17 protein-coding genes and 1 tRNA gene are annotated in these 17,211 nt (G+C 68.9%); 7 read left to right on the top strand and 11 right to left on the bottom strand.

All coding sequences use genetic code 11. The features are described from left to right. From ACIPK3_RS10345 to pknB, 3 genes are all read left to right on the top strand, one after another. The gene (locus ACIPK3_RS10345) at window positions 1-1,467 is read left to right on the top strand and encodes an FtsW/RodA/SpoVE family cell cycle protein (protein ID WP_402568102.1); all 1,467 of its coding nucleotides are present in this window, start codon (window positions 1-3) and stop codon (window positions 1,465-1,467) included. Window positions 1,468-1,661: 194 nt separating this feature from the next. Next, window positions 1,662-3,140, top strand: a complete 1,479-nt coding sequence (locus ACIPK3_RS10340; RefSeq protein ID WP_402568100.1) for a penicillin-binding transpeptidase domain-containing protein — start codon at window positions 1,662-1,664, stop codon at window positions 3,138-3,140. A 168-nt stretch (window positions 3,141-3,308) separates the two neighbouring features. Further along, window positions 3,309-5,306 carry a Stk1 family PASTA domain-containing Ser/Thr kinase gene (pknB, locus tag ACIPK3_RS10335; protein ID WP_402568099.1) on the top strand — a complete coding sequence of 666 codons (1,998 nt, stop codon included), beginning with the start codon at window positions 3,309-3,311 and terminating at the stop codon, window positions 5,304-5,306. Window positions 5,307-5,427: 121 nt separating this feature from the next. On the opposite strand, the gene ACIPK3_RS10330 is transcribed toward pknB, so the two are convergent. The 6 genes from ACIPK3_RS10330 to ACIPK3_RS10305 are packed head-to-tail and all read right to left on the bottom strand — an operon-like array spanning window position 5,428 to window position 9,605. Next, on the bottom strand, window positions 5,428-6,165 hold the full coding sequence (locus ACIPK3_RS10330; protein ID WP_402568097.1) for a class E sortase: 738 nt from the start codon (window positions 6,163-6,165) through the stop codon (window positions 5,428-5,430). Between the two features lie 13 nt (window positions 6,166-6,178). After that, complete coding sequence (locus ACIPK3_RS10325; RefSeq protein ID WP_402568095.1) at window positions 6,179-7,255, bottom strand: class E sortase; 1,077 nt, start codon at window positions 7,253-7,255, stop codon at window positions 6,179-6,181. Beyond that, window positions 7,252-7,890, bottom strand: a complete 639-nt coding sequence (locus tag ACIPK3_RS10320) for an aminodeoxychorismate/anthranilate synthase component II (protein ID WP_402568093.1) — start codon at window positions 7,888-7,890, stop codon at window positions 7,252-7,254. Before ACIPK3_RS10320 ends, ACIPK3_RS10325 begins: the two co-directional genes overlap by 4 nt. Continuing rightward, window positions 7,887-8,096 (bottom strand): hypothetical protein, encoded by a 210-nt coding sequence (locus ACIPK3_RS10315; RefSeq protein ID WP_402568691.1) that lies wholly within the window; start codon window positions 8,094-8,096, stop codon window positions 7,887-7,889. The genes ACIPK3_RS10320 and ACIPK3_RS10315 overlap by 4 nt, the downstream gene beginning before the upstream one ends. A 4-nt stretch (window positions 8,097-8,100) precedes the next feature. After that, window positions 8,101-8,790, bottom strand: coding sequence for a class E sortase (locus ACIPK3_RS10310; RefSeq protein WP_402568091.1), 690 nt, complete (start codon window positions 8,788-8,790; stop codon window positions 8,101-8,103). A gap of 26 nt (window positions 8,791-8,816) precedes the next feature. Next, window positions 8,817-9,605, bottom strand: coding sequence for a DUF881 domain-containing protein (locus ACIPK3_RS10305; protein WP_402568089.1), 789 nt, complete (start codon window positions 9,603-9,605; stop codon window positions 8,817-8,819). A gap of 140 nt (window positions 9,606-9,745) precedes the next feature. Between ACIPK3_RS10305 and crgA the strand changes: the two genes are divergently transcribed. Next, window positions 9,746-10,000: a cell division protein CrgA gene (gene crgA, locus ACIPK3_RS10300; protein WP_402568087.1), complete on the top strand. Its 255-nt coding sequence runs from the start codon at window positions 9,746-9,748 to the stop codon at window positions 9,998-10,000. 282 nt (window positions 10,001-10,282) lie between these two features. Here the strand turns inward: crgA and ACIPK3_RS10295 are convergent, their stop codons facing one another. Both ACIPK3_RS10295 and ACIPK3_RS10290 read right to left on the bottom strand, forming a co-directional pair. Continuing rightward, complete coding sequence (locus tag ACIPK3_RS10295; protein ID WP_402568086.1) at window positions 10,283-11,170, bottom strand: rhomboid family intramembrane serine protease; 888 nt, start codon at window positions 11,168-11,170, stop codon at window positions 10,283-10,285. Window positions 11,171-11,306: 136 nt separating this feature from the next. Beyond that, entirely contained in the window at window positions 11,307-11,840 is a 534-nt protein-coding gene (locus tag ACIPK3_RS10290; protein ID WP_402568084.1) for a peptidylprolyl isomerase, read from the bottom strand. A 294-nt stretch (window positions 11,841-12,134) separates the two neighbouring features. On the opposite strand from ACIPK3_RS10290, the gene ACIPK3_RS10285 reads away from it, so the two are divergent. Next, on the top strand, window positions 12,135-12,839 hold the full coding sequence (locus ACIPK3_RS10285) for a DUF5324 family protein (protein WP_402568083.1): 705 nt from the start codon (window positions 12,135-12,137) through the stop codon (window positions 12,837-12,839). Between the two features lie 146 nt (window positions 12,840-12,985). Here ACIPK3_RS10285 and ACIPK3_RS10280 read toward each other — a convergent pair. Beyond that, window positions 12,986-13,058: transfer RNA gene (locus ACIPK3_RS10280), tRNA-Ala, on the bottom strand. 181 nt (window positions 13,059-13,239) lie between these two features. On the opposite strand from ACIPK3_RS10280, the gene ACIPK3_RS10275 reads away from it, so the two are divergent. Together ACIPK3_RS10275 and ACIPK3_RS10270 are read left to right on the top strand one after the other, a co-directional pair. Next, the gene (locus tag ACIPK3_RS10275) at window positions 13,240-13,788 is read left to right on the top strand and encodes a helix-turn-helix domain-containing protein (protein WP_402568082.1); all 549 of its coding nucleotides are present in this window, start codon (window positions 13,240-13,242) and stop codon (window positions 13,786-13,788) included. A gap of 109 nt (window positions 13,789-13,897) precedes the next feature. Further along, window positions 13,898-15,310, top strand: coding sequence for a serine/threonine protein kinase (locus tag ACIPK3_RS10270; RefSeq protein ID WP_402568080.1), 1,413 nt, complete (start codon window positions 13,898-13,900; stop codon window positions 15,308-15,310). On the opposite strand, the gene ACIPK3_RS10265 is transcribed toward ACIPK3_RS10270, so the two are convergent. Then, the gene (locus ACIPK3_RS10265) at window positions 15,274-16,656 is read right to left on the bottom strand and encodes a hypothetical protein (RefSeq protein WP_402568078.1); all 1,383 of its coding nucleotides are present in this window, start codon (window positions 16,654-16,656) and stop codon (window positions 15,274-15,276) included. The two genes, ACIPK3_RS10270 and ACIPK3_RS10265, sit on opposite strands and share 37 nt — an antisense overlap. Window positions 16,657-16,867: 211 nt before the next feature. After that, window positions 16,868-16,996 carry a DLW-39 family protein gene (locus ACIPK3_RS10260; protein ID WP_003999697.1) on the bottom strand — a complete coding sequence of 43 codons (129 nt, stop codon included), beginning with the start codon at window positions 16,994-16,996 and terminating at the stop codon, window positions 16,868-16,870. Between the last annotated feature and the right edge of the window lie 215 nt (window positions 16,997-17,211).

The following is a 17,211-nucleotide window of genomic DNA, read 5'->3' as shown; positions in this document are numbered from 1 at the left end:
ATGAGCAGTACTTCCAACACGTCGACGCACCACACGTCCACGATCGGCGCCATCGGCGCACCGAGCCGGCGCAACACCGAGCTCGCGCTGCTGGTGTTCGCCGTGGCCATCCCGGTGTTCGCGTACGTCAACGCGGGCCTGGCCCTCGACGACCAGGTGCCCGCCGGTCTGCTGAGCTACGGCCTGGGCCTCGGCCTGCTGGCCGGGATCGCGCATCTCGTCGTACGCAAGTTCGCCCCGTACGCGGACCCGCTGCTGCTGCCGCTGGCCACCCTGCTCAACGGACTCGGTCTGGTCGCCATCTGGCGGCTCGACCAGTCGAAGTTGCTTCAGAGCATCCACGTGTCCGGCGGCAAGGCCACCAATCAGCTGATCTACACCGCGATGGGCATCGCCCTGTTCGTCGCCGTGCTGGCCTTCCTGAAGGACCATCGCACCCTTCAGCGGTACACGTACATCTCCATGGTGGCCGCGGTGTTCCTGCTGCTGCTGCCGCTGGTCCCGGGCCTCGGCGCCGACGTCTACGGCGCCAAGATCTGGATCCAGGTCGGCAGCTTCACCATCCAGCCCGGAGAGTTCGCGAAGATCGTCCTCGCGGTGTTCTTCGCCGGCTACCTGATGGTCAAGCGTGACGCGCTGGCCCTGGCCAGCCGCCGGTTCATGGGTCTCTACCTGCCGCGCGGCCGCGACCTGGGCCCGATCCTGGTCGTCTGGGGCATCTCGATCCTGATCCTCGTCTTCGAGACCGACCTCGGTACCTCGCTGCTGTTCTTCGGCATGTTCGTGATCATGCTGTACGTGGCGACCGAGCGGACCAGCTGGATCGTCTTCGGCCTGCTGATGTCCGCGGCCGGCGCGGTCGGCGTGGCGAGCTTCGAACCGCACATCAAGACCCGTGTCCAGGCCTGGCTCGACCCGATGCGTGAGTACACGCTGAGCCGCACCCCCGGTGTCACCGGCATCCACTCCGACCAGCTCCAGCAGGCGCTGTGGTCGTTCGGCTCCGGCGGCACCCTGGGCACCGGCTGGGGCCAGGGCCACTCCGAGCTGATCCGGTTCGCCGCCAACTCCGACTTCATCCTCGCCACCTTCGGCGAGGAGCTGGGTCTGGCCGGCGTCATGGCGCTCCTGCTGATCTACGGCCTGATCGTGGAGCGCGGTGTGCGCACCGCCCTCGCCGCCCGGGACCCGTTCGGCAAGCTGCTCGCCATCGGCCTGTCCGGTGCCTTCGCGCTCCAGGTGTTCGTGGTGGCCGGCGGTGTGATGGGGCTCATCCCGCTGACCGGTATGACGATGCCGTTCCTCGCCTACGGCGGTTCCTCCGTGATCGCGAACTGGGCGCTCATCGGCATCCTGATCCGCATCAGCGACACCGCCCGCCGCCCCGCGCCCGCCCCCGCCGCGAGCCCCGACGCCGAGATGACCCAGATCGTCCGGCCCGGAGCCTCGGGGCCCGACCTCGGCTGAACAGCACGGTCCGTGCGCCGCGGAACCTCCCGCACCTGGCGCACGTCTATGGATCAGTCGTTGTCCACAGCCCCACCAGGAGTCACAGGCACAGCCTCTAGACTGGGGGCGGCCGAGGACGAGTGCCAGCACCCGTTACACCGAGAGACCGAAGCGACAGGCGCACCTCCTGTCAGCTTGTGGAAAGGCCGGACGTGAACAAGCCACTGCGCCGCATCGCGATCTTCTGCGGGCTCCTCGTGCTGGCCCTGCTGATCCGCGACAACTGGCTCCAGTACGCGAAGGCCGACGCCCTGCGCACCGACCCGCACAACCGCCGGGTCGCCATCGAGCGGTACGCGTACCCGCGCGGCGACATCATCGTCGACGGCACCCCCATAACCGGCTCGGCCGAGGCCAAGAGCGGCGACTTCAAGTACAAGCGCACCTACAAGAACGGCCCCATGTGGGCCCCCGTGACCGGCTACTCCTCGCAGGCCTTCGACGGCAACTTCCTGGAGAAGATCGAGGACGGCATCCTCACCGGCAATGACGACCGACTCTTCTTCCGCAAGACCCTCGACATGATCACCGGCAAGCCCCAGCAGGGCGGCAACGTGGTCACCACGCTGAACGCGGCCGCGCAGAAGGCCGCGTTCGACGGCCTGTCCAAGCAGGGCGGCAAGGGCGCCGTGGTGGCCCTGGAGCCGTCCACCGGCAAGATCCTGGCGCTGGCGTCCTACCCGTCGTACGACCCCGCGTCCTTCGCCGGTGACCGGTTCAGCGACTCCGCGGCCTGGACGAAGCTCCAGAAGAAGAACAACCCCAACGACCCGATGCTGAACCGGGCGCTGCGCGAGACCTACCCGCCGGGCTCCACCTTCAAGGTGGTCACCGCGGCGGCCGCGCTGGAGAACGGCAAGTACACCGACCCGGACGCGAAGACCGACTCGCCGCTGCCGTGGATCATGCCGGGCACCCACACGCCCCTGAAGAACGAGGGAAACATCCCCTGCAAGGACGCGACCATGCGTGACGCGCTGCGGGTGTCCTGCAACTCGGTCTTCGGCAAGATCGGCTCGGACCTGGGCAACGACAAGATGCTGGCCCAGGCGAAGAAGTTCGGCTTCGACGCCGAGCAGTTCGTGCCGATCCGGTCCAGCTCCTCGGTGTTCTCCGACGGCATGAACCAGTCGCAGACCGCGCTGTCCTCGATCGGCCAGTTCAACACCGCCGCCACCCCGCTGCAGATGGCCATGGTCGCCTCGGCCGTCGCCAACAACGGCACGCTGATGAAGCCGTACATGGTCGACAAGCTGGAGTCGTCGGGCCTGGACACCATCTCGACCACCCAGCCGGAGGAGATGAGCCGGCCGCTGTCGGCGAAGAACGCGCAGATCCTCCAGTCGATGATGGAGACGGTCGTCAAGGACGGCACCGGTAAGAACGCGCAGATCGGCGGCGGTGTCACCGTGGGCGGCAAGACCGGTACGGCCCAGCACGGCGTGGGGAACAGCAAGAACCCGTACGCCTGGTTCATCTCCTACGCCAAGCTCGGCGACGGCAGCATGCCGGTCGCGGTGGCGGTCGTGGTCGAGGACGACAACGCCCACCGCGACGACATCTCCGGCGGTGGCCTCGCGGCGCCCATCGCGAAGAACGTCATGGAGGCGGTCATCCACTCCAAGAAGTGATCCCGCCCACGTCCCCCGCGCATCGGTGCACGTTGCGATACCGGTCCTGTATCGGGTGACGGGCTTGGCCAGGTCACACAGCACGAGCCGGGTACGGTAGGCCCGGACGAGAGCCTCCGACCGCACACACGTGCCGGTCGGGACCGACGGAGAGGGCTGGTAGGGAACATGGAAGAGCCGCGTCGCCTCGGCGGCCGGTACGAGCTGGGCCATGTGCTCGGCCGTGGTGGCATGGCCGAGGTGTACCTCGCGCATGACACCCGCCTCGGCCGCACCGTGGCGGTGAAGACGCTGCGCGCGGACCTCGCGCGCGACCCGTCCTTCCAGGCCCGGTTCCGCCGGGAGGCCCAGTCGGCCGCCTCACTCAACCATCCCGCGATCGTCGCGGTCTACGACACGGGCGAGGACTACATCGACGGGGTCTCGATCCCGTACATCGTGATGGAGTACGTCGACGGCTCCACGCTGCGTGAACTCCTCCACAGCGGCCGCAAGCTGCTGCCGGAGCGGGCCATGGAGATGACCATCGGCATCCTCCAGGGCCTGGAGTACGCCCACCGCAACGGCATCGTCCACCGCGACATCAAGCCGGCCAACGTCATGCTGACCCGCAACGGCCAGGTCAAGGTCATGGACTTCGGTATCGCCCGCGCCATGGGCGACTCCGGCATGACCATGACGCAGACCGCCGCGGTCATCGGCACCGCCCAGTACCTGTCGCCCGAGCAGGCCAAGGGCGAGCAGGTCGACGCCCGCTCGGACCTGTACTCGACGGGTTGTCTGCTCTACGAGCTGCTGACGGTACGGCCTCCCTTCGTCGGCGACTCCCCGGTGGCCGTGGCCTACCAGCACGTCCGCGAGGAGCCGCAGCCGCCGAGCGTCTTCGACCCCGAGATCACCCCGGAGATGGACGCGATCGTCCTCAGGGCGCTGGTCAAGGACCCGAACTACCGCTACCAGTCCGCCGACGAGATGCGCGCCGACATCGAGGCCTGCCTCGACGGCCAGCCGGTCGCGGCGACGGCGGCCATGGGCTCGGTCGGCTACGGCGGCTATCCCGACGACCAGCCGACGACGGCGCTGCGCGCGGACGCCGGCGCCACGACGATGCTGCCGCCGATGAACCCGGATGACGGCGGCTACGGCTACGACGATCGCCCCGACCGCAGGCGCCAGCAGAAGAAGAAGAACACCTCCACGATCCTGCTGATCGTGGCGGGCGTCCTCGTCCTCATCGGCGCGATCCTGATCGGCAAGTGGGCGGTCAGCGGAAGCGGGGCGGACAAACCGTTCGCCGCCCCGAACTTCGTCGGCTCCACTTACACGGACGCCAAGACGATGGCCGACAACTCCGGCCTCAAACTGGCGGAACCCACCCGGAACACCTGCGAGAGCGTGCCGAAGGGCAGCGTCTGCTCGCAGGACCCGAAGGCGGGCGTGAACGTGAACAAGGGCGACACGATCAACCTGGTGGTCTCCACCGGGGCGCCCAAGGTCGCGGTGCCGAGTGTCCTCGGCCAGAGCTTCTCCGACGCCAAGGACACGCTGGAGGGCGACAAGTACCAGTTCAAGGTCGAGAAGAAGGAAAAGGTCTCGGCGGAGCAGCCTGGCACCGTCCTGTCGCAGAACCCGGATCTGGGCACCGAGGTCCAGAAGGGCACCACGATCACGCTCACCGTCGCCAAGGCGGAGGACAAGTCGACCGTCCCGGACGTGCTCGGCCAGTCCTGTGACGCGGCCAAGGCCCAGATGACGGACAACAACCTGACCGGCAACTGCGTCGAGGTGGACACCAGCGACCCCAACCAGGCCGGCAAGGTCATCTCCACCAACCCGCAGGCGGGCACCAAGCTGAGCAAGAACTCCACGGTGCAGATCCAGGTCGGCAAGGCCCAGCAGCAACAGCAGCAGGTGCCGAACGTCGTCAACCAGACCGTGGGCAACGCCAAGCAGATCCTCCAGCAGCGGGGCTTCACCAACATCCAGTTCTCCGGCCCCCAGGACGACAACGCGATGGTCCTCCAGCAGGATCCCGGCGCCGGCAGCACGGTCAACGACCCGGCCGGCACGACCATCACCCTGACGACCTTCGGGGTGGGCGGCAACGGCGGAGGCAACGGTGGCAATGGCGGCAACGGCGGAGGCTTCGGAGGCCTCGGCGGCTGACCGCCCGTGACACAAGGAAGCCCCGGCACCCTCGCGGAGGGTGCCGGGGCTTCTGCGTGGGCGTGGCCCGCGTCCCGTGCCGCGCGGGAGGCGACTTCCGGTGCCGCGCGGGAGACGCGGCTCAGCCGCGCAGTTCCTTCGGCGGCGTCCGCTCGCCGTCCACCTTCTCCACCCGGACCAGCTCGCCCCACACCACATACCGGTAGCGGCTCGTGTACACCGGGGTGCAGGTCGTCAGCGTGATGTAGTGGCCCGGCTTCGTCCGGCCGGACTCCTTCGGGACCGCGGTGAGGACCTTGACGTTGTACTTCGAGGTCTCGCCGAGGACGGCGTACACCTTGTAGACGTACCACTTGTCGTTGGTCTCGAAGACGACCGGGTCGCCCGCACGCACCTTGTCGATGTTGTGGAACTTCGCGCCGTGCCCGTCGCGATGGGCGGCGAGGGCGAAGTTGCCGGTCGTGCCGGACATCGGCAGCGTGGCCTTGACGGGATCCGTGTAGTAGCCGGCCACGCCGTCGTTCAGGACCTTCGCCGACGTGCCCTTCTCGACCAGGACCTCACCGTTGCGCATCGAGGGCACGTGCAGGAACCCGATGCCGTCCTTGGTGTCCAGCGCCTTGGGCCCACTCGCGTGGGCCCAGCCGTCGCGCACCTTCTCGCCCTGCCGGTGCGCGTGCCGATCGGCTATCACGTTCGTCCACCACAGGGAGTAGACGACGAACAGGCCGAGCACCAGACCCGCCGTTATGAGCAGTTCACCGAAGACACTGACCGCCGCGGCGATCCGTCCCGCGCCGCGGCGCCGTGTGCCCGGCACGCCCGTCTGCTCTTCGGTGTGGTCGGCGGTCGCTGCCACTGTTGATCTGTCCTTACTCGACGAGCGCATCCGGCTTGCCCTTGCTGCGCGGCCGTTCCTCGACCATCTTGCCCCAGACGATCAGCCGGTATTTGCTGGTGAACTCCGGCGTGCACGTGGTCAGCGTGATGTACCGGCCCGGCGCGGTGAAGCCCGAGCCCCTCGGGACCGGGTCCAGCACGCTCGTGTTGCTCGGCGCCGTCACCGGCAGCGTCGACGTCGTCTTGTAGACGTAATAGGTGTCCTGGGTCTCCACCACGATCGCGTCGCCCGGCTCGAGGCGGTTGATGTACCGGAACGGCTCGCCGTGGGTGTTGCGGTGCGCCGCGAGCCCGAAGTTGCCGCTCTTCGCGGACGGCATCGCGGTCTTCAGCGCACCCTCGCCGTAGTGGCCGACCATGCCCTTGTCGAGCACGTTCTTGTTGCTGACGCCCTCGGCGACCGGGGCCACCACGTCCAGCCGGGGGATGTGCAGGATGGCGAACCCCTGACCGGGCTCGAACGTCCCCGGGGCCCGCTTACCGCTCGCCCAGTCGTTCTGCAGCGCGTTGGCCTCCCGGCCGGCCTGGGCGTGCGCCCGGACGTTCGTCCACCACAGCTGATAGGTCACGAACAGCAGCATCAGCACACCCGTGGTGATGAACACCTCGCCGATGGCCCGGCTCACCATCACGGCCGGGCCCGGCCTGCGGGCACGGGCCTGACGCCGGGCCTCCACCCGGGACAGCGGTGCCTTCCCGGCCCCGGTCCCGCCGTCCGTCCTCGCGGGAGCCGCGCGGGCGGAACCACCATGACGGCCACCACGCCGCTTGGCTGCCTTTCTGCGGGCCGCACGGCCCCCCGCCGGGGATCCAGTGACAGACGGGGCCGAAGACGCCCCAGAGGCGGACACAGGCCCGCTCCCGGGCGGCGGGACCTGCTGCGGCAGTCTCAGCGCCACCGTCTCGTCGTCGCCGTACGCCTCGTACGCCGCGCGCCCCTCCCCGAACCCGGGCCCGTACTCGTAGCCGCCCCCGAACGCGTCGGAAGCCCCGTACGAGTGATCCCCGTACGAGGCATCCGTGTCGCGCTCCGGGCGCAGCCGGGTCACGCCGTGGCCCTGCCCACCACCGGGGCGAGCCCCGCAGACTTCGCCACCGCGCCCTCGTCGCCGCACTCCACGAGCCAGTTCGCCAGCATCCGGTGCCCGTGCTCCGTCAGCACCGACTCGGGGTGGAACTGCACCCCCTCGACGGGGAGTTCGCGGTGCCGCAGTCCCATGACGATGCCGTCGTGGGTGCGGGCCGTGACCTCCAGCTCCGCCGGAACCGTGGCCGGCTCGGCGGCCAGGGAGTGGTAGCGGGTGGCCGTGAAGGGCGACGGAAGGCCCGCGAAGACGCCCTTGCCCTCGTGCTCGACCAGCGAGGTCTTGCCGTGCAGCAGTTCCGGCGCCCGGTCCACCACACCGCCGTACGCCACCTGCATCGACTGCATGCCCAGGCAGACACCGAAGACCGGGACCCCGGTGGCGGCACAGTGGCGCACCATCTCGATGCAGACCCCGGCCCGCTCGGGGGCGCCGGGACCGGGTGACAGCAGTACGCCGTCGAAGCCGTCCTGGGCGTGCGCCGTCGACACCTCGTCGTTGCGCAGCACCTCGCACTCGGCGCCCAGCTGGTAGAGGTACTGGACGAGGTTGAAGACGAAGCTGTCGTAGTTGTCGACGACGAGAATGCGCGCACTCACTGGTTGTCCACCGTCACATCGTTGAAGGGCAGCAGCGGTTCGGCCCACGGAAAGACGTACTGGAACAGGACGTAGATCACGGCCAGTACCAGCACGAGTGAGATCAGCGCCCTCGCCCACGCGTTGCCCGGCAGATGCCGCCAGATCCAGCCGTACATGCCGTCCCTTCCGTCGCACCACGGCACCTGACCCACGCCGTACAGCACCAGACTAACGGCGCAGGGCCTTGGGTTTGCCTGCCTCCACAGGCTGGGTGGAGTCCAGGTGTGCCCAGACGATCAGCCGGTGGCTGTGCCCCCATTCCGGATCGCACGTGGTGAGTGTGAGATAGCGGCCTGGACGCGTATACCCCGACTTACGTGGGACAGGGTCGATCACTTCAACGTCGGTCGGAACCGTTTTGTAGGGCCCTTTGTCGATCCGATACGTGAACCAGGTGGTGCCGTCCGTCAGCACCACCGCGTCCCCGGGCCGCAGCTTCGGGAAGTCCTTGAACGGGTCTCCGTAGGTGCGCCGGTGACCGGCGACGGCGAAGTTGCCCTCCTGCCCGAGCCGGGCGGTGCGCGTGTAGTGGGCCAGCCCCTTCTTCAGGACGTCCGCACCGGTGCCCTCCAGCAGGGGCTTGTTCCACGTGAAACCGAGCCGCGGGATGTACATGATCGCGAAGGGGCTGCCGTAGTGGTACGACGCAGTCCTCGCGGGCCTCGCGGAGGCGCCGGACGCCGCCGCGGGCTGCCGTAACGGCTCCTTGGCCCATTCCTGCTGGAGGCGGACGATCTGGTCGTGCATGACGCTGTCGGCCTTCACGCCGGTCCAGAACAGCACGTAGACCACGAACAGCACGATGAGGGCGCCGATGGTGACACAGAGCTCGCTGACGGTCCTGATGATCACGCGCACCGGCGGCTCCTGGGGACGCGCTCCGACTACTCCACGGGCTTCGCGTAGTGCAGATCCACTGTGCCCGAGTAGCCGGGCAGAGTCACCGTTCCGTCCTCGGTGACTTTCCAGCCGAGGCCGTACACGTTGACGTAGACCATGTAGTTCTGGATCGCCGGACTCGCCGCGAGGGCCTTCTGCATGTCGTCCGGGTCGCCGACCGCCGTGATCTTGTACGGCGGTGAGTACACGCGGCCCTGGAGGATCAGCGTGTTGCCCACGCAACGCACCGCGCTGGTGGAGATCAGCCGCTGGTCCATGACCTTGATGCCGCGGGCGCCGCCCTTCCACAGGGCATTGACGACCGCCTGGAGGTCCTGCTGGTGGATGACCAGATAGTCGGGCTGCGGTTCCGGGTAGCCGGGGAGTTTGGCGGTGGCGTTGGGCGGGGCGTCATTGAGTGTGACCGTGACCGCCTTGCCGGTCAGCTTCTGGGTGCCGGCGTCCTTCTCCAGGGCGGAGAGCCGCTTGTCCTCGGCGCTGGTGCTGCCGTCGTCGCCCTCGGCCAGCGACTCCACGCTGTCACGCAGCGTCGCGTTGGACTCGTCCAGGCCCTTGTTCTTGCGGCTGCGTTCCTGGATCAGGTCGGAGAGCTTCAGCAGGGAGGAGTCCGTACGGATGTCGGTGCCCTTGGCCGTGTTGAAGCTGGTGAAGAAGATGAGCCCGGCCAGGGCGAACACGGCCGCAGTGAGGATCCGCACCGGCCTGAGGCGACGCGCGCGGGCAGGGCCGGGTCCCGTTGATCCCGTCCCGGGAGAGTCGGCAGAATTGCTCAACGTACCCTTATCTCCTTCAGCGCCGCGGAAGCACTACGCTAACGGACGCCCGGGGGAGCGCTAAGGGTCCCCTTGTACGCTGCCCCGGACCGACCCAGTTACCTGCGCGGCCACGCAGCGCATCGACAGGAGAGACCCTCGTGCCGAAGTCACGTATCCGCAAGAAGGCCGATTACACGCCGCCGCCCGCCAAGCAGGCGGCCGCTATCAAGCTGGACAACCGCGCCTGGGTCGCGCCCGTGATGCTGGCCATGTTCCTCATCGGGCTGGCCTGGATCGTCGTGTTCTACGTGACCGACGGAACGCTGCCGATCGACAAGCTCGACAACTGGAACATCGTGGTCGGCTTCGGCTTCATCGCGGCGGGGTTCGGCGTCTCCACACAGTGGAAGTGACGGCCTCTTTCCGGTGACCTTCCGGTGAACGAGGCTCTACCCAGGGCTTTCCGCTGAGTTATCCACAGGCCAGACATCATTGTCCACACCCCACCTGGGGAAAAGACGACGATCTGTGGATAACCCATCGAAGGTTGACGCCGGTACGACTGCCACACCATTGCTCGCACAAGCGTTCGCCCCCTGCCTGACCTGGGGAAACCCAGGCCCGCGGCAGGGGGCTCCGCTATTCGCCCACACTATGCACAAGATCCGGCACATGCTGTGGACAACGGTTCGGTATCAGCTGAGCTGAGCGGTTCTGACCAGTGTGATGACCACCACGACGGCCAGGAGCAGGGCGCAGGTGCCGTACTGGACCAGGGCCCGGTTCCGGCGCGGGGCGTGGACCATCGCGATGCCTGCCACGACACCGGCGACGAGGCCACCGATGTGCGCCTCCCAGGCGATGCCGTTCCATCCGAAGGTGAAGATCAGGTTGATCACCAGCAGGGCGATGATCGGCCGCATGTCGTAGTTGAGCCGTCGCACGAGCACGGCGGTCGCCCCGAAGAGACCGAAGATCGCTCCGGAGGCACCCAGCGAGGGCTGGTTGGGCGCGGCGAGCAGATAGGTGAGCGCGCTGCCCGCGAGGCCGGAGACCAGGTAGAGCGCGAGATAGCGCGCACGGCCGAGAGCCGCCTCCAGCGGGCCACCGATCCACCACAGGCTGAGCATGTTGAACAGGATGTGGATGATGCCGCCGTGCAGGAACATCGAGGTCAGCAGCCGGTACTCCTGGCCCTCGGCGATGCCCTGCACCGAGCCGAGCAGTGGGACGAACGCCCGGCCGATCAGCTCGAACCGGTCGGCGAAGGCGTCGCCGACGGCCTGCTGCACCAGGAACGCGGCCAGGTTCAGTCCGATCAGCACTTTGGTGACCAGTCTGGGATCGGTCGTGACCGTGCCGCCCGCGATCGTCCGCGGCCGGGCCGCGGACGCTGCGGGTCCGGAGCCGGAGGCACCACGGACGCACTCGGGGCACTGGAAGCCCACGGAGGCACTGATCATGCACTCCGGGCAGATCGGCCGCTCGCAGCGGGCACAGTGGACACCGGTCTCACGGTCCGGGTGGCGGTAGCACACCGGCAGGCTCCGGGCCTCCCGTGCGCTGCCTGCGGCCTGGTCCATCAGGTCCCCTCGCTCGTCGTGGGAGATGACTTCGTGGGAGTCGTGGAAGTGATTCCGTGGGAGATGATTGGCCCCGCTCATCCTTACGGACGAGCGGGGCGTTTGGTTCCCTCCGGGCGAATGCGGCGCGCCCGGCTCACTTCTGGCGCTTGTCGATGCGGACCGACTCGATGACGACCTCGTTGACCGGCCGGGCGTTGGGACGCGTGGTGGGTACCGCGGCGATCGTGTCCACGACCTTCTGGCTGGCCTGGTCGGCGACCTCGCCGAAGATGGTGTGCTTGCGGTTCAGCCAGGTGGTCGGGCCTACGGTGATGAAGAACTGGGAGCCGTTGGTGTCGGGGCCGGCGTTGGCCATGGCCAGCAGATAGGGCTTGCCGAAGTTGAGGTCGGGGTGGAACTCGTCCTCGAACTCGTACCCGGGGCCGCCGATGCCGGTGCCGAGCGGGTCGCCGCCCTGGATCATGAAGTCGCCGATCACCCGGTGGAAGACAGTGCCGTCGTAGAGCCGGTCCGTGCTCTTCACGCCGGTCTCCGGGTGCGTCCACTCGCGCTCGCCCTGGGCGAGCTCGACGAAGTTGCGGACCGTCTTCGGCGCGTGGTGGGGGAACAGCCGGATCTCGATGTCGCCGTGGTTCGTCCTGATGGTGGCGTAGAGCTGTTCAGCCACGATCTGCCTTCCTTTGTACTCCTGTGATCCTCCGATCCTCGCACGGTCCGAGCGGCACATCCCATGTCCGAGCGGGTCTGGGCGGGGTCCGGGCGGGAGCGCGCGCCGCGGCAATCCGTGGCATCGTCGTCGAGAGGCTCCCTGCCCAGAATTCGCCACTCAATCCCGATTGGGCTCGACCGGGCCGACGGCACCCGTATGCACTTCCTCGCGTGCCCCGCAGTTGGTTGACAGGCATGATCCGTAAAAGTGTGGAAAGTCGAATTACCGTACGCCACCGAGGAGGAGGAAGCCGTGACCCGCATTGACAGCGTGCGCTCCGCGACCGGCTCGGCGAGGGACAGCGTGCTGCACGCCGCGGAAGTGGTGGCGCCCTACGCCGACACGGCCAAGGAGCGTGCCTCGCATTACGCGCAGGAGGCACGCGTACGGCTCGCGCCCGTCGTGTCGCAGGCCGCCGAACAGGCCCGCGTCCAGTACGACGCCCATCTCGCCCCCCGGCTGGAACAGGCGCTGGAGCAGGCGCTCGCGCATGTACCGCCGAAGGTCGACCAGGCCGCGCATGACGCCGCCACCCTTACCCGCAAGGCTGCCCGGCAGGCCGCCGACTATTCACGTCCGAGGATCGAGCAGGCCGTAGCGGCCGCGGGCCCGATGCGGGACGAGGCGACCTCGCGCAGCGTCGCCGCACTGGCCGCGCTGCGCGGCCAGGTCACTCCGAGGGAAATCCAGAAGCTGGCTCGCAAGCACGCCCGGCGGGCGAAGGCGGGCCGTGTCGCCAGAGCGCTGGCCGTCGTGGGTGCGCTGGCGGGCGGTGCGTTCGTCGCATGGAAGTGGTGGGACAAGCAGGCCAACCCCGACTGGCTGGTCGAGCCGCCCCTGGCGACGGAGGTACCCGAGTCGGGTCGTCTGTCATCGGTGGACGGCAGCCTCGATCCCGAGGTACAGGTCAAGGAAGCCGAGGAGCGCGCCGCGAAGGACGACCAGGACCGCCACTGACGTCCAACGCCTCACGGCGCTGTTTCACGTGGAACCAACCGCAGCACACCCCCTCCTGGCCCGCGTTTCCGCGGGCCAGGAGGGTTTTTTGATGCAAAAACACCCCCTCGAACCGCGTATCCGCAGTTCAGAGGGGGTGTACGGGGTGGAGCCTAGGGGAGTCGAACCCCTGACATCTGCCATGCAAAGACAGCGCTCTACCAACTGAGCTAAGGCCCCGCGAAAAAGTGACGGCCGTCGGAGGTATCCCCCTCCGGAAGGCGTCGCAGACCAGAGTACCGGGTCACCCCCCGTATCTCGCAAAAAACTTGGGGGTCCCCGTGGACGACCACTCTCCGTAAGATGCTCGGCGTGGTTCGCTACCGCGAACCGCGTTTTGGGGAAGCGATGGGGAGACGCAATGGACGCCGCACAGCAGGAAGCAACCGCGAGAGCGCGGGAGCTGCAGCGGAACTGGTACGGGGAGCCGTTGGGGGCGCTCTTCCGTAAGCTCATCGAGGATCTCGGGCTCAACCAGGCCCGTCTCGCGGCGGTACTGGGCCTGTCCGCGCCGATGCTGTCCCAGTTGATGAGCGGGCAGCGGGCGAAGATCGGCAATCCCGCGGTGGTCCAACGAGTGCAGTTGCTTCAGGATCTCGCGGCGCAGGTCGCGGACGGCAGTGTCAGCGCTGCGGAGGCCACGGACCGGATGGACGAGATCAAGAAGTCCCAGGGGGGCTCCGTGCTCAGCAACACCACACAGACCACGAGCAGTTCGGGCGCGCCCACGGTCAAGCGGGTGGTCCGTGAGATCCAGTCGCTGCTGCGGTCGGTCGCCGCCGCGGGAGACATCATCGAGGCCGCCGACACTCTCGCCCCGAGCCACCCGGAGCTGGCAGAGTTCCTCCGGGTCTACGGCGCGGGCCGCACGTCCGACGCGGTGACGCACTACCAGTCCCACCAGAGCTGAGACCGCGGTCCGGTCCGCCGGAAGGGGGTCCGGCGGACCGGGGCACGGAGGAAGCACGGGGGGGACGGGGGGAAAACGGGGGGAGCAGGGGGAGGAGTGACGCGCAGCCATGGGTGAGGTCTTCGCCGGCCGGTACGAGCTGGTCGATCCGATCGGACGTGGCGGGGTGGGTGCCGTCTGGCGTGCCTGGGACCACCGCCGTCGACGTTATGTGGCCGCCAAGGTGCTGCAACAACGGGACGCCCACTCGCTCCTGCGGTTCGTACGCGAGCAGGCCCTGCGGATCGACCACCCGCATGTGCTCGCACCGGCCAGCTGGGCCGCCGACGACGACCAGGTCCTGTTCACCATGGACCTGGTCGCCGGTGGCTCCCTGGTCCATCTGGTCAATGACTACGGCCCGTTGCCGCCGGCGCTCGTCTGCACCCTGCTCGACCAGTTGTTGTCCGGGCTCGCCGCGGTGCACGGGGAGGGGGTCGTGCACCGTGACATCAAACCGGCCAACATCCTGCTGGAAGCCACCGGGACCGGCTGCCCCCGACTGCGCCTGTCGGACTTCGGTATAGCGATGCGGCTGGGCGAACCGCGTCTGACGGAGACCAACCTCGTGGTGGGGACGCCGGGATATCTCGCACCCGAGCAACTGATGGGCTCGGAACCGGACTTCCCCGCCGACCTGTTCGCCGTCGGGCTGGTCGCGCTGTATCTGCTGGAGGGCGCCAAACCCGACGTGAAGGCACTCGTCCAGCACTTCGCCGAGTACGGCACGCCGGGTGCGCCCAAGGGGATCCCGGAGCCGTTGTGGCAGGTTGTCGCCATGCTGATCCAGCCGGATCCACGGGCTCGGTTCCGCACGGCGACGGGAGCCCGCAAGGCACTCGCCTCGGCCCGTGAGCTGCTGCCCGATCCGGGCACCGACGACGAGCTGGTCGAGATATTCGACCAACTCGGTTCTCTTCCAACGGGTTTCGGACCCGCGGGTCCCGACCGCCCCGCGGATCCCGAAGGTTCCGAACGACAGGCTTCGGAAGCGGTCCGGGAGTCGGGTGAAGACACGGGTACGACGGCGAGGCCCGGAACACCACGGACAGGAACAGCGCAGACCGGAACGGCTCGGACGGGCGCGGCGCGGACCGGCACCGGTGCCGGCACCGCCGTACCGGCTCGGCCCGACCCTCGGGAGGCAACCGGCTCGCCCGGGGGATCCGCCCCGCGCACCCCGTCCGTGTCGGACACCGGAAGTTTCCCTCTGCCCCCGCCGCTCGTGCCCCGGCCGCAGGAGCAGCCGGCGACGCACACCCCGCAGGGGTACCAGCCGCAGCAGCCCTACCCGACGTGGCATCCGACGGTGCCCACCGCCTCGTACACCGCGCAGGATCCGCCTCTCCCGGTGCCCGTGCCGTCGCGCCGCTCGCGGCGTCGCCTCCGCCGTGCCGGTCCCCCGGTGAAGGCCGTGGTCCCGGTCCTGCTGCTGGCGCTGGCCTGCTACGCCGTGGGGTTCTGGGCGCTGGCCCGTAGCTGAGCCCGGTCCCGCCGCCGGACGATCACCGTCCACACCGCGAGCAGGAGCAGCAGCGCCGTACCCGTGCCGATCCCTGCGGCCGCGACCGCCTTCATCGCCCGTTTCCCGCCCCCGGCCCCGGCCCCGCCGGTCACCGCCACCTCCCGGTCCCACGGCGTGACCTCGAAGATCCCTCGCTGCCCGTCGGCACCGGCGGTGTAACCGGGCCCGGTGTGCGGGGTGCCGCTGATCCGTACGCGCAGGGTCAGCCCGAAGGGGCCGTCGCCGAACGTGTCGGCCGTCTGCCCGGCGAGATGTACGACCAGGTAGTAGGAGCCGGCGAAGCGCGTGGCGCGAACGGCCTCGGGAATGGCGTAGCGGTTGCGGTACTCGACGGGGGGCAGAGGGCCCAGGGCGGCCGACGTCTGGCTGCCGGTGTAGCCGCGGGCCACGTCTTCGACGGGGCCGCGGACGGGGTTGTGGAGCGACAGGTCGAGGGCACCGCTGGTGTAGCCGCCCGCGCTGCTCGTGCTCCCCAGTTCGGCGGTGGCGTGCAGTTGCTGACCCCAGTCGACGGGCACCTTGTAGAAGAGGGTCTGGCCGGGTTCGACGCGGGTCTGCCACACCCCTTCGCCGAGTGCCCGTGCCGTGGCGAAGCCCGCCCCGCCGTCGCGCCGCCGGGCTTCGCCGGTGACGGCTTCGGGGGAGGCGGAGTTCCAGGCGCCGGGCGCCGTCGTGGGGCCGGACTCCGTGAGGCGGGGCTCCGTGACGGGGGCGATCTCCAGGCCCCAGGAGCCCGGCTCGGGAGCGGCGCTACGCCCGGCCCCGGTGGCGTCCTGCCGTTTCACGATCAGGTAGTAGGTGCCCGCGTCCTCGCAGACCGTCCTGCCCGCCTCACGTGTGCCCAGTGCCGTGACGGGGCGGGGGCTCAGTCCGCCGCCGAAGCGGGCCGAAGCATAGGAGCAGGGGGTTCCGTCCGCATCCTGCAGCGACACACTGATGCCGTCGGTGGCGGACACCGTGGCGTTCGCGGGGGGTACGACGGTGACGGGGACGTAGGCGTTCGTCGTGGCGTCGAGTTCGACGCGGTACGACAGCTCGGCGCCCTTGGTGATGGAGCTGCGGTAGGTCGCACCCGGCTCCAGCGCCGGGGCGTCGGTGGTGCTCGGGGCTCCGGTGACGGTCCGGGCGCCCTCGGCGTAGGCGTAGGCGTCGCCGCCGGTCGCCTCGGTGGCCCACGCGCCCCCCGCCGGCAGCAGGGTCTCCGCGCCCAGCACCGCGCTCACGAGGGCGACCCGTATGACAGCGGCGCGCGGGCGGCGGCCCCGGTGCTCCCCGGCCCACCATCGCGCCGTACGCCGCGCCATTACGCGCCCCCCGTCGTCGTACACCCGTCATACCCGGCCACGACCAGTCACTTCTGGTCGCGCCCGGTCATTCCCCGTCCCGGCCATCCTGCCGCGCCCTCGTCGGCGCATCCACGAATTCCGGACGACTGTCCGAAACCCGTCGCTCCCGGCAACACAAAACCCCGACCGCGTGGGCGGTCGGGGTCTGCTCAGATTCCGGTGTCGGGACTCACGAACCCGTGGGCACGGAGTCAGTCGCCTCCGTCCACAGATCCTGCTCGGCGCGATCCGCCTGGATCTGGCGGTACACGAGGAGCCCGCCGATGGCGGCCAGTGCGACCAGGAGAAGCTTCTTCACCGCGCGACCTCGTCTTTCCTTGACGTAGGGGACCTCTGGCGCCCGACTATACACACCGACCGATATCGATCAGTGACCTGCGTCGGACCCCAACTCCCGCCTGCGACAGCTCGGTAGGCGAGGTCCGGGGCCCTCGGGGCGGAGGGTGAACGCGCGTCCACGGGCGGTCAGGGAGAGAAAAGATCCTCTTACGTCCATCCGAGTGGTGTTCATCA

The organism is Streptomyces sp. NPDC086787 (assembly GCF_044745865.1).
Lineage (GTDB): Bacteria > Actinomycetota > Actinomycetes > Streptomycetales > Streptomycetaceae > Streptomyces.
This window is presented reverse-complemented; position numbering and strand designations above follow the sequence as displayed.